Origin of the sequence: Danxiaibacter flavus, from assembly GCF_041060425.1 — a bacterium.
In the GTDB taxonomy this organism is placed as follows: domain Bacteria; phylum Bacteroidota; class Bacteroidia; order Chitinophagales; family Chitinophagaceae; genus Danxiaibacter; species Danxiaibacter flavus.
In genome coordinates this window covers 48,891-60,266 of record NZ_JAULBC010000015.1, presented here as the reverse complement: position 1 = coordinate 60,266, position 11,376 = coordinate 48,891, and the positions used below count along the sequence as shown (strand labels likewise).

The following is an 11,376-nucleotide window of genomic DNA, read 5'->3' as shown; positions in this document are numbered from 1 at the left end:
GTAAAACAAAATAACAGTTGCGATTACCGCAACACTTTATAAAAACATATTGATTTTGAATTAATTAGGCGTTATTTCTGAATCCTGACGAGGTCACCACTTCAAAGATTCTAAGAATACAGAAAGGACGCTGGTTTCAGCGTCCTTTCTGCGTTTCAGGGAAATAGCGCCCCACTTTTTTAGCGGAAACAACAGGTATTAAGTTGCAATAAAGAGCATATTTACCGCAACATTTACCGCAACATCACCGCAACATTTTTTAAACCTAAAAAAATTAATCATGGGGGTGTCTATCGTACCAACAATCCAGCGTCACAGAGTTGACAAATCGGGTAAATGTTCTATTATTTTACGGGTGTATTTTAAAGGCAAAACCGTACTCACTGAAAACCTTGGGCAAAAAATAGATCCGCAACACTGGAACGAGGCGACCAAAGAAGTAAAGAAGAGCTGCCCGAATGCCATACTAATAAACGCACTTATCTCTAAAACCGTAACTGAGATCAATTCAAAAATTCTCCTTTCGCAATTCGAAGATGAGGCTATTAGTAAAAACACCATCAAAGTGCTGCTGAGAGGCGCAGACGGTAGCAAGGATTTTATCAAGTACTGCCGGGAACACATCCCGCAGAAGTACATCGGCGAAAAGCAGGCAGAGACAAAACGCATATACCTGAGTGAAGTCAACAAATTACAAGAGTTTCAACCGGAGGTATATTTCGCAGATATAAATTATGATTTTCTGTCCAGGTATAAGATTTGGATGACTTCTGTCAGAAAGAACAAGGAAAACACTGTCTGGAAAACATTCAAATGGATGAATACTATGATCAACGATGCGGTCAGAATGGGTGGCTATATTAAGAAAAATCCGTTTAGTGAGTTTGATCGAGGCAAATATATACAAGGGCAAAGGGATTTTATTGACATATCAGAATGCGATAAGATATACAAAATCTTACAAACCGACATCCCAGACCGCTTGCGAATAGTAGGCATATACTACCTTTTCATGTGCTATACTGGCTTACGATTTCAAGATGCAACAGTTTTCTTCAATTATGACGAACACGTTGTAAATGATGAAAGAATCGTTATTGAAACCCAGAAATTCAGCACTACAGTAAATCTGTACATGCACGATCGCCTAAAAACAATCGTAAACTACATAAAGGATAATGAGCTAAAAATCAGTAACAAAGATTTCAACAGCTATACAAAAGTCCTTGCGACATTGGCAGGAATAAAGATTGACCTTACAGCACACACCGGCAGACACACATTCGGCGCAACTTTAGCCGAGCTTGGCGTACCGATCGAACGCGCACAACGACTGCTGGGCCATAAAGACAAAAGAAGTACGGAAATATACTACCATATTAAAAACAAATCACTCGACGCCGACATGCAAAAATGGAACCAGCTATAACATGATGATCACCGGTACCAATTACTAAATAGCAATTGGTACCGGTGCTGTTGCTACTCTCCAATTTGACAAAGCCGGCTGTCTCTTTGCAAGCTCATAACTCCTTTTCAAATTCAAGAAATAGCCTTCAAAATACCGGAACGATAAATGAGCTAAGGTGATTGTTCCGGCAAATCCTGCTGCATAAATCACAACGGATTTCTGCGAAACGAATTTTATTACAAGATTGATCACCAGGTAATGAAGCATATACATACCGTAGGAAATCTTACCCAAGTAAGCAAGCGGTTTAAACTCCAAATTAAAAATTGACTTCTCACTGACTAAGCTAAAGATCAAAATGCCAAAAACGGAGGCATATACCTCGTAATAAAAGCCAAAAAAGAACAGTCCATGAGTTATGAAGTAACCTGCTGCGAGGCAACAAATTATTTGAACCGGCTTTGATGTTAAAAACGCTTTTGCCCTTTCGCCTGTAATCAAGGCAAACAAACTGCCTATCATTAAAGAGTCTATCTGAAACCTATCAGCAAGAAAGATATTAAGTACCTTAAAGAAATTATTACCGGTAAGACTGTAAGCTTCTAAACAGCCGATACGTGTAAGTATAAAACTGATCAGTAATGCCCAGATAGTATTACGCAGGATCCGCCTCGTTCTTGATTTGTGAACGAGTAGCGGCCAGAACAGATAAAACTGTTCTTCTACTCCGATGGACCAGCTTTGCGCCGCATAAGGTATTTGACCAAACATAGCTACCTGCACATTTGGAACAATCAACAACATGAGCAAGGAATTAAACAACAAATTGCTGTATGGATTGATCCAGTCTTGACCAGGAATGTTGATTGCGGGGAATAACGGTAGTATAAAAAGAGACGGCACAACGATAAGAAAGTACAGCGGCCAGATACGAAGGACGCGCCTCATATAAAAGCTTTTGAGCGATATGTTCTTAAATGTTTTCTTTTCGGCCACCAGCAGCGAAGTGATTAAGAATCCACTGAGGACAAAGAACAAGCACACTCCAAGTTTGCCAAAGTGTGAAATCATTTTTGTCCTATAAATACTCGGGAGACCATTTGCGTCTTTCAATTGCTCTGTGTGATGGATAATAACAAGGGAAGCCGCAAAAAAGCGCAAAGCGTTTAGGTTTTTGTAAAAGATCTTCATGGGTAAAAGTTGATTAAAAAAAATCGGGAGATTAAAGGTACTCTCCCGATTTCGTATTTACAATGCGATTTTTCCTTCTCCCATAAATTATTTGATACCAGAATATATTACAATTGAATCGCGCTTTACTTGTCCAGTTGTTAGGTCAGCTATTTTCCAACTCTGGCCCGTTCAGGCTGTCACGAATCCATCTTACAATTGTGTTTTTTAGAAATACATATTCTTCAGGAAACACCTCAAACACGAAGCTTTCGTGGATTGCACTGGGACCTATTTGAATTATTTTAACCATTTGAATGCCTACCCATCCTACCCATATAATAGGGTAGTCATTTGTATTTGAAGTAGCTAATTTATCAGGATTAAGAACTAACGTACTTACCCTCGTCTTAAAAGGATCTTTGAAGCTTTTTTTCAAGTGCCACATTATAGTTGATCTTTGTTTACTCTGCATTAAAAAATCAATCTTAGTCTGTATGGCCCCAAAACAAAGCAATACTAGTCCCTTCCTATTGTGTTTTTGAGTACCTTTCTAGCAAAAAAAATACGACTCTTTATTGTGCCTAGTGGCTTATCTAGCAGCTCTGCGATCTCTGTATATTTGTAACCTTCTACACATAAAACTAAAGGCGTTTTTAAGATACTTGGTAATTTTTCTATTTGTAACAAGATAGCCCCAACATTATTTTCTATTCCATAACTAAGATCAATTCTGTTCTCCATTTTATCTGAGACCGTTTGAAATAATTTCAACGATCGCTTTTTACGACGGAACATATTTATAAAAATATTTCTCATAATTACATAAAGCCACGGGGCTATGTTTGTTCCATTCTTATAATAATTGCGGTACTCAAGCGCCTTAAAAAGTGTCTCCTGGTGTAGATCAGCTGCATCTTGTGAGTTGCTCGTAAGCCGAAATGCTAATTTTTTTAGAGCTGTTTCATTTTGTAGGAGCTGACTGGAAAATTCTGATTTTTCCATGGTCATTTGTTTTGATTATAAGTTAGCAAAAAAAAACGAGTAACAGGGGGATTTATCTCAATGAACAAAACGTCGAAACAGAAAACACCGAATATACAAAATCATCAATTGAACTTAATGTTGATTGATCTAGTGCAACTAAGCACTCTGATTTTTACCGCCTAATCACAGCCTGATAAAAAATTCTTCCAACGTTAATCAATGAGCCAAACGGCTCCCAACCGACATGTTGGTAAATTAAAGTATTAATCTGTAGCTGCAACTCTGCGATATCCTGAGACTCTAATATTTTATATTCTTTGATCATTTTAAGTGGGTTCGAGACAAAAGCTCTCCACAATTTAACGTTTGAATTTGAGAGTCCGTCCTTTTTCGGCGCAATTTTGAAAATTATCGATCAAGCTTTATTAAACCTTAGAACATATTTCTACCGCAATAAGGACAAAATTGGCAAAATGGGTGATCGCGATTCTTAAATTCAGAATCTCATAAAAAGGCCCGTATTTTTCAACGGGCCGCAAAATTGAAGTTAAAAAACCGCTATAAAATTCAACCAAAACATCTGTATATATTGTAGTAGAAGGGTATTAAAAAGGTTTTAAAAGCCCCGCTCAATTAAGCGGGGCAGATTGACATTGTACAAAAACACTTAAATTATAACAAGCAAAGCTGAGCTTTGTTGTGATTAGGTATCTGATTTGAGCAAAATGCCCATTAGTTAGTAGCTTTTTGCTTATTTACCTTTTAGCAAATTCTCATATTACTATCACCGACGTCAATTCCGTGTTCTTTCAGAAGCCTGTCAAATAAGCTTTCGTGAATCAAATAAAATCCCTCAACAGTTAGGTTGTCAGGTAAGCTACTTTTATTCCATTCCATGTTTGGCCTATCCCATTGATCCCTTATAATATCTGCATCCTTCTTTAGACGAAATGCTTGACAAAATGTGACATTATCCTCAATTACACGCTTGTGATTACATACAAAATACATCTTCCGGAACCTGTACTTGCTCATAAATTTTTCTATATCGACAAAAATAATACTAATTTTTTTAGCATTTGTTTTAAAAAAAATCCCCTAATGTCTAATTCAATAATTCAACATTTGTCTACAAAAAGAAATACTTGACTAGGCTAAATTGTCGAGGTCAGTCTTGTCAATAAAAGCCTCAACAACACTGTTGAGGAAATCAATCCTAAATCCTTAAAAGAGCTAGGGCAAATAGATGTTTATGCATCGCATTCAAATCCACTAAATTGATTTTCCGTAGCCGCATAATAATTGCAAAAAATACCTATGAAAAAAGAGATTGGCTTTACCCTAATCGGTTTAGCTTGCATAACATTGATAACTACTGCCGTTCTATTGGGATCTTTAACAGGAATGGAAGTTGCCGTTCTATCTTGTACAATGTGCGTCTTACTAATAGGAGGATTTTACTTATTGAGTGAAAGAGGAGACAAAAAGGATCCGACCAATTAAGCCCAATGCAGACATAATATAAGGTCATTACATCCTTAAGCGTCAGATATACGAATCCAGAAGACCATCTATACATTTGCCAATTTTAGCCAATAGTTCAGAATCCAATTCTGCGAAGGCTATCCATTCATCTCCGTTCTTTTGAATCAGGAAAATTGAGCAATCATCCATTAAGACACACCATCGATAAGGCCACAAAGCTGGACTCACCAAAGGGTCGGCCCAAGCTTGACCATTATACGTTTTATTAGATGTTTTTACTTTTATTTTATGTACAACAGGTTTCATTTTACATAGGCATCAAAACAAATGCCTATATGCTTTTACAATTGCCAGCAGTAGTTGAGAGAAAAAAGTTCCCTGAAGTGTTCAGTTTTTCACCAACAATCAATTTAATAATTATTCGATAACAAAAAAATAGAGGCGGAGGAAAACCAACGCCCCTTTTCAACCCTAAACCCTTAAAAAACTGGCGCAATAATAGGCAAATTTTAATTCCGGTAGTGATTGGTCATTATATTGTTAATTTCATTTCTTAAACTCTCGCGTTATGAAAACTGAACGATTTTCAATTAGTACTGCATCAGGAGACGTCACAGTAAAACTGGTTTTTGAATTTGATATGTCAGTGACCAGCATTAGAGAGATTAAAATTACCGGGCCGTCAATTGAAGTTTTAAAATATAATGACCAAAAGCTTCAGCTAAATATTAAAGACGGCAAGTACACGCTTATGTATAGTGAAAATCAAGAACTGAACTCTTATAACGATAGGCTTAGTGATGAAATCGCGGAAAAAATTGGAAGCATATTGAAAAACAATGAAAACATTCAGAATCACTAAATAAACAATCAGTCATAAAAAGGTCCGGCTAGTTAAACCGGACCTTTTCTATTAATACATCTTAAGTTATTTGATATAAAACCCCAACAGCCCATCTACGCATTTTCCGATTTTAGCCAATAACCCAGAGTTCATATCTGTCAGGGCAATCCATTCATCTCCCTTTTTTTCAATCAGAAAAGTTGAGCAATCGTCCATTACAACACACCATCTATATGGCCATAAAGCAGGCTTAACTAAGGGATCAGCCCAGATCTCACCATTGTAGGTCTTATTAAATGCCTTTATTTGAATTTTATGCACAGAAGGTTTCATGATAGTTATACCATCAAAAAAAATGCCTGCACGTTCCAGTCATTTAAAGAATCGATAATGAGATAAAGTTGCCCATCTCTGTGTATTTTATCCTCAAAGCTTTAAAAAACTGAGTATAAATTTACTATCTTCAATTACCCGTGTTGCGTATTATTGCCACACTAACGCCCTCTCCAAAAATGAGAAAAACCATTGGCTATATAGCTTTTATATTAGTTTGTGCCTTTTCGATATTAACCGCTGCGGGATATATCGAACTTACCGGAGCGCAATCAATAATGTTTGTCATTGCTATGGCTGGCGGCATCGTTCTGGCAATAAATCTAATCTGCAGTAAAAACTAAGCTTGACAAAAAAAATAGAGGCGGATGAAAACAAACGCCTCTTTTTCAACCCTAAACCCTTAAAAAACTAGATGCAAAAATACACACATATATCAATTTTCAAATAGTTACAGGAATAAAAAAAGGCCCGACTAATTAAAGCCGGACCTACTTTTGATTGACATCACCTGAAGTTCTTTTTAAAGATTAACACATAAAAATGACAATTGTTAAAAATTTACGGCAACAAAAGGCGGGACTATCGCTTGCTGAAGCTCATCTCATTCAATCGTTTTTATCGATATTGGCGCGTCCTGCGGTATTCAAATAATCACGAATCCATTCAATAATCTTATTTTGTAACCAAGCGTATTCTTTTGGAAAGACCTCGAAGACAAAGCTTTCATGTGTTGGAGCTGGTCCAATTTGAATTATCTTAACCATTTGTATCCCAATCCATCCTTTCCAAATAATCGGATAGCTTATCTTATTTTGTACTAATGATTTGTCAGGGTTAAGTTCTACTTTGCAGTTTGCTTTGTTGTGAACTCTATCCTTGAACTTCTTTTTCAGTTGCCACATTTTAGGTAAGCATTTATCAGTTTTAGATTAACAAAATTACTCGCAATAACAGCCGGTTTATTACTAATAAGCCATTAAGAAAAGAGGATGTTAAATGTAATTTAGCCAAGTTTCTCCTTTTTGGTGACAAACGTTGAACTATAGTGCGACAAAAAAATGCCCGACAAGTGATGCCGGGCATGTATGATCATCACGACGAAAAAAAATCAGCGAAATGAAAGTATAAACAACTTCCATCCGGAGCAAATATGTTTGATGAACTGGCGTTTGGTCTATGTGAACTGGCGTATTGTAAGGGTGTAAGCCGATCTTTTAGTATAAATTAAAAAAGCCTCATATCACTATGAGGCTCTTATTAAACTGAGTTTTGAATCTTTATATTAACTTATCCATTGACACGAGCCAATTGCTATTCACTTGCAAGAATAAGAGACCTTAGTTGATCTGTTGGCAAAATGGGCAAAATTCCTTTTTTTAAAATAGTACCCTGGCACCTAGTAAATATGATACCTCTAGACGTCGAATACGCAATATTTGCAAGACTTAACAATACATCGGAATTAAATTCAATTTGGTCGTCTCCTAAATCTCTTACCATACTCTCGACATTTTGCAATACAAGGAAGTTGTAAATTATTGCGAAGGTTGCCTTTACTCCAAAACTGTCCTTTTTATCTTTTGTAAATGCCTCAGCTGAGCAATGGAACACAACCCTTAAAGTTTTATTGTCAGTGCTGATGGAGGCCTCAAACCCAAATGTGTATGATACAGAATAACCCTCAGGTAACGAACTCAACCCCTTCTCATTGTCAATCGCAGCATGCGTAACCACGATATCTTGTAGCATTATATCAGAAATATTAAACACCTGATGATTCTCCATGAAGTTCGTTTGATACTTTGTTTTTTTTGAATTTAATTTCTTCAGTCATTCCTCCTTCAACCGAAACGATAATAGTTTTACTAAGCACTTCATGACTCATTTTGACGGTTCTAAATTCAGAACTAGGTTTGTCGGTACAAACGACTGCTATTGGTTCTCCAAACGCCAATTGAAATTTCAAGAGAGTTTGAGTGGTAAAGTTTTGGACGCCGTTGAACCACTTAGAAACCACAGCTTCAGATACATTCATTTTTTTAGCTAAAAGACTTTGATTTCCTTCAAACTTAGCGTCAAGCAATTCTTGCAGCCTTTCTAAAATATCCATGTTAAAACTGATCTCTAGCTTTTTAAGATCAGATACAGAATCTATTCTTTCTTTAAAATTTTTAAGTTTCATATATTAATTTCCTCCCCTTGCAAGCATTCTCTATGATTAAAAATAAGATCCCGTGAGCCAAGCGCTTTATCGATTGCACGACCTAGACGATGTGCAAGAGCGAAATGTCGGGATACCTTCGGACATTGTGCGGGATCAATGTGTGTTTTTACATCTCCATTGAGAAGTATAAGCATGTCGTTTCTTAGACGAATGCAATACAATCGAATCCCAAAGTCAATAGTATTTTTTTCAATTATCTCGGCTTTTACATAGGGTATTGCGGATGCGGCGCCTTCGTGCTTATAAAAAAAGTTGGACAATGCGCCCCTGTAGGTACACTGGTAAAGGATGTAGTCGATCTCTTTAATTTCCTCGGCATGGTTTGGAAATTCCTTTTCATAAAATTGTTCATATTCTGTGATCGGGTTGTCGTCCAAATAGACTGAATAAGTTGCTAAATAGTCGGAACACAAATCTTCGATCGGTTCAAAGGTTGCTTTCAACTTAACCTATAAGTTAAGAACAAATATAGTACCATTAACTTGACAATACCAACTTGTTCAGTTAAAAAATATTTTATCATTGATTTACAAAGGATTATGGAGCCAAATCAAACTATTTCCGCAGATTAGCAAGCAAAGGACTAACGGCAGCTAGTTTAGGATTTTGTAATTGCAAATTACATAAATGAAGAAAAAAAACAAAGCCCAGCATAAAAATGCCAGGCCTTACCAAAACTAACTGCTATGAGAAAATCTTTATTGCGGTACTTCATCGAAGGTTAAATAGTACTCGCTACCTTCTTTAAAATAATCATAAGCGGATGTCTCACGACTAATATTAATAGCCACTTGCCCCGCAGGGGTATACTTCGCAAAACTTTTATTTTCTTCACTGCCGTGAGTTACTACTGACAGGGTAACATATTTATTCCCTTCGTTGAGCTCGTCAATCTTAATGCCGTCGCATTTAAATTTTGCTTTTACTGACATGTCAAATTTGTTCGGAAACGCCGTCCACCGTTTTATTCAATATAATTTTTTGCTCGTTGATAATACTTCTGTCTTTCTGCAAGGCCAATCGTACCGCCGTTGATCCGTTTCGTAATGGTTAAGAAGTCACCAGCAAGCGCTTCATCAATCAAGGCCTTATCAACTGCAAACTCCCAGCATGCGCTATCCATTGCGAAAAAGTCCGAAGTCTTTATTTGTTCGTGAATTTTATCAACTGACAACCCTTTAAAGCGAGCATATTTCTCGTAGCTTTCACGGCCGGTCAACTGCATAAAACCACCACCGCGGAAGTTATATCCGTCATTAGGCTGGTTATTGCCCATTCTTCCACCGTATACCTTATTAGCCAACGCCTGTGCATTCCTTACATAAGGCTTTGCATCAGCCACCGTCTTAAACCGGCTCGGCCAGATTGCCATTATCCTTTCCGGAGTACTGTAATTCATGTTCTCGCTTTTGATTGAGAACTCACCGCTTTCATGTGCTATCTGTGCTATTGCCGTCTGCATTACTCGAGGATCTGTCATGCCATATGCAGGAAAAACCTGGTTAATGACATCTGCTATTTGTGCCGCCCTTGCAGCGCTTATTTGTGTACATATTTTATTAAGTATTTCGCCTGTGATCATTGCTTTAATTTTAGTAGTTGATAACCCATATCACACCTACGTTGTCCATGCGTGTTTCAGTCCCGCCGGATTTACTTGTTTTTATCTTTTGACTAGTCGCTGTAGTACCAATATTATTTGGAGTCGATCCACCATCGTCGTAGTCCTGTGAATTGTTATAAATGCCTGAATCGTGATCGTGTGATTCGAATTCATTACGTTGGAAGCCGCCGGCATTGTTATAATAGCGATCCGAATCCGACGCCTTTAGGCCACGTAAAGCGACATTAGTTAGATCCGGCAAACGAAGTGTATCGACTCCGTTCCCTGTTGAAAAACACCCACGATATGGTTTTTCTACAGTTCTGCCTCCAAGAGTAACAGATGGTGTTAACCACGTTGCATCATCCACAAGCGAAAGACCCAATGTCAATACCTCTTCCCAAAGCTTTGGACAGTCAGCTCTGTTAACAATACTTCCGTCAGCTTTATATTGATTGAACCCAACCTTATAAGCTGCCACCGGCTGCGTTAAGTTGAGAAAGTTGCCATCGTACCCAAATACATACCAGCCATCACCTCCCCAATACAGAAACAGCATTTCACTTACTCCAATCCACATATAAGTTTTTGATGTGCTCTTAAAGTAGATGTACTGGCCATTTTGTGTCTGAATCTTATGCTGCTTAAGGTTATTTATCGTGGACTCTATAGGTATGATTGTGTTTTCCGGAACGGAGTCGCCGTCCGGAAGGATAATTGTCAGTATATTATTTGCCCCGCGAATCTGGATCAATTTGTTTGCATCAGTTGCGGCCAACGTTTTATTCGCTGTAACGACTACCTTACCCGTTACCAGACCTCCAGCCCCAGAACCGGCATTCCCGCCTTGTAGTTCAAATACTCGCAATTCATAGCGTTCGGCGGCACTCATTAGCAATCCCGCTTTTAACTTAAATCCACCAGCAGAAAGTATCTCGTATTCAGTAGGAAGAAGCGGAACACCATTACGGTAAAGATTAAAATTCATTCCTGCAAGCGTTGGAATACTTGCTGTGGCCGTTCCACTCTGTGCAGATGGAACAACATATATTACAGAACCACCATTATAAACAGGTGCATAAGAGCCATCATCTCCTACAACAATTAAATCACGAAGTGAATTTATTGAGCAGTGTTTCGTTTTATTTTCAGCCGCTATAAATACAGGGACCTTGTCTTCGAGTGAAAGTGTTTCTCCTGGTTGCTCAGGTAGTTCTGGAATCCTCACAGTGATTAAGTCAGCCATTCTGCAGATTTAGCTGCAACCTAATAAGGATAAAAAAGGGCATCACAGAAAATACAGCAACATAGAACTT

Annotated in this window: 13 protein-coding genes; 2 read left to right on the top strand and 11 right to left on the bottom strand. The window is 37.7% G+C overall.

All coding sequences use genetic code 11. The annotated features are described in order from the left end of the window. Positions 1-280 precede the first annotated feature (280 nt). A complete protein-coding gene (locus QTN47_RS27605) occupies positions 281-1,429 on the top strand; it encodes a site-specific integrase (protein ID WP_369332696.1) in 1,149 nt (382 codons plus the stop codon). A 24-nt stretch (positions 1,430-1,453) separates the two neighbouring features. Here the strand turns inward: QTN47_RS27605 and QTN47_RS27600 are convergent, their stop codons facing one another. The 3 genes from QTN47_RS27600 to QTN47_RS27590 form a co-directional block, all read right to left on the bottom strand. Continuing rightward, on the bottom strand, positions 1,454-2,602 hold the full coding sequence (locus QTN47_RS27600; protein ID WP_369332695.1) for an acyltransferase family protein: 1,149 nt from the start codon (positions 2,600-2,602) through the stop codon (positions 1,454-1,456). Positions 2,603-2,747: 145 nt separating this feature from the next. Beyond that, entirely contained in the window at positions 2,748-3,020 is a 273-nt protein-coding gene (locus QTN47_RS27595; RefSeq protein WP_369332694.1) for a hypothetical protein, read from the bottom strand. Positions 3,021-3,100: 80 nt separating this feature from the next. Further along, positions 3,101-3,586 (bottom strand): RNA polymerase sigma factor, encoded by a 486-nt coding sequence (locus QTN47_RS27590; RefSeq protein WP_369332693.1) that lies wholly within the window; start codon positions 3,584-3,586, stop codon positions 3,101-3,103. A gap of 2,035 nt (positions 3,587-5,621) precedes the next feature. Here QTN47_RS27590 and QTN47_RS27585 point away from each other — a divergent pair. Continuing rightward, a complete protein-coding gene (locus tag QTN47_RS27585) occupies positions 5,622-5,915 on the top strand; it encodes a hypothetical protein (RefSeq protein WP_369332692.1) in 294 nt (97 codons plus the stop codon). 66 nt (positions 5,916-5,981) lie between these two features. On the opposite strand, the gene QTN47_RS27580 is transcribed toward QTN47_RS27585, so the two are convergent. The 8 genes from QTN47_RS27580 to QTN47_RS27545 form a co-directional block, all read right to left on the bottom strand. Continuing rightward, complete coding sequence (locus tag QTN47_RS27580; protein ID WP_369332691.1) at positions 5,982-6,230, bottom strand: hypothetical protein; 249 nt, start codon at positions 6,228-6,230, stop codon at positions 5,982-5,984. A gap of 608 nt (positions 6,231-6,838) precedes the next feature. Beyond that, the gene (locus tag QTN47_RS27575) at positions 6,839-7,135 is read right to left on the bottom strand and encodes a hypothetical protein (RefSeq protein WP_369332690.1); all 297 of its coding nucleotides are present in this window, start codon (positions 7,133-7,135) and stop codon (positions 6,839-6,841) included. Positions 7,136-7,544: 409 nt separating this feature from the next. Further along, complete coding sequence (locus tag QTN47_RS27570) at positions 7,545-8,018, bottom strand: hypothetical protein (protein WP_369332689.1); 474 nt, start codon at positions 8,016-8,018, stop codon at positions 7,545-7,547. Continuing rightward, positions 7,996-8,415, bottom strand: a complete 420-nt coding sequence (locus QTN47_RS27565; protein ID WP_369332688.1) for a helix-turn-helix domain-containing protein — start codon at positions 8,413-8,415, stop codon at positions 7,996-7,998. The genes QTN47_RS27570 and QTN47_RS27565 overlap by 23 nt, the downstream gene beginning before the upstream one ends. Then, positions 8,412-8,900 (bottom strand): hypothetical protein, encoded by a 489-nt coding sequence (locus QTN47_RS27560; protein WP_369332687.1) that lies wholly within the window; start codon positions 8,898-8,900, stop codon positions 8,412-8,414. Before QTN47_RS27560 ends, QTN47_RS27565 begins: the two co-directional genes overlap by 4 nt. Positions 8,901-9,155: 255 nt before the next feature. Further along, positions 9,156-9,389 carry a hypothetical protein gene (locus QTN47_RS27555; protein ID WP_369332686.1) on the bottom strand — a complete coding sequence of 78 codons (234 nt, stop codon included), beginning with the start codon at positions 9,387-9,389 and terminating at the stop codon, positions 9,156-9,158. 32 nt (positions 9,390-9,421) lie between these two features. Next, positions 9,422-10,039: a glycoside hydrolase family 19 protein gene (locus QTN47_RS27550; protein WP_369332685.1), complete on the bottom strand. Its 618-nt coding sequence runs from the start codon at positions 10,037-10,039 to the stop codon at positions 9,422-9,424. A gap of 10 nt (positions 10,040-10,049) precedes the next feature. Beyond that, positions 10,050-11,306, bottom strand: coding sequence for a hypothetical protein (locus QTN47_RS27545; RefSeq protein WP_369332684.1), 1,257 nt, complete (start codon positions 11,304-11,306; stop codon positions 10,050-10,052). Positions 11,307-11,376: the final 70 nt, after the last annotated feature.

Coding starts and splice junctions, on each gene's coding strand:
- QTN47_RS27600 (WP_369332695.1), bottom strand. CDS start 2,602: ATGAAGATCTTTTACAAAAACCTAAACGCTTTGCGCTTTTTTGCGGCT.
- QTN47_RS27545 (WP_369332684.1), bottom strand. CDS start 11,306: ATGGCTGACTTAATCACTGTGAGGATTCCAGAACTACCTGAGCAACCA.
- QTN47_RS27580 (WP_369332691.1), bottom strand. CDS start 6,230: ATGAAACCTTCTGTGCATAAAATTCAAATAAAGGCATTTAATAAGACC.
- QTN47_RS27570 (WP_369332689.1), bottom strand. CDS start 8,018: ATGGAGAATCATCAGGTGTTTAATATTTCTGATATAATGCTACAAGAT.
- QTN47_RS27555 (WP_369332686.1), bottom strand. CDS start 9,389: ATGTCAGTAAAAGCAAAATTTAAATGCGACGGCATTAAGATTGACGAG.
- QTN47_RS27585 (WP_369332692.1), top strand. CDS start 5,622: ATGAAAACTGAACGATTTTCAATTAGTACTGCATCAGGAGACGTCACA.
- QTN47_RS27550 (WP_369332685.1), bottom strand. CDS start 10,039: ATGATCACAGGCGAAATACTTAATAAAATATGTACACAAATAAGCGCT.
- QTN47_RS27605 (WP_369332696.1), top strand. CDS start 281: ATGGGGGTGTCTATCGTACCAACAATCCAGCGTCACAGAGTTGACAAA.
- QTN47_RS27590 (WP_369332693.1), bottom strand. CDS start 3,586: ATGGAAAAATCAGAATTTTCCAGTCAGCTCCTACAAAATGAAACAGCT.
- QTN47_RS27575 (WP_369332690.1), bottom strand. CDS start 7,135: ATGTGGCAACTGAAAAAGAAGTTCAAGGATAGAGTTCACAACAAAGCA.
- QTN47_RS27565 (WP_369332688.1), bottom strand. CDS start 8,415: ATGAAACTTAAAAATTTTAAAGAAAGAATAGATTCTGTATCTGATCTT.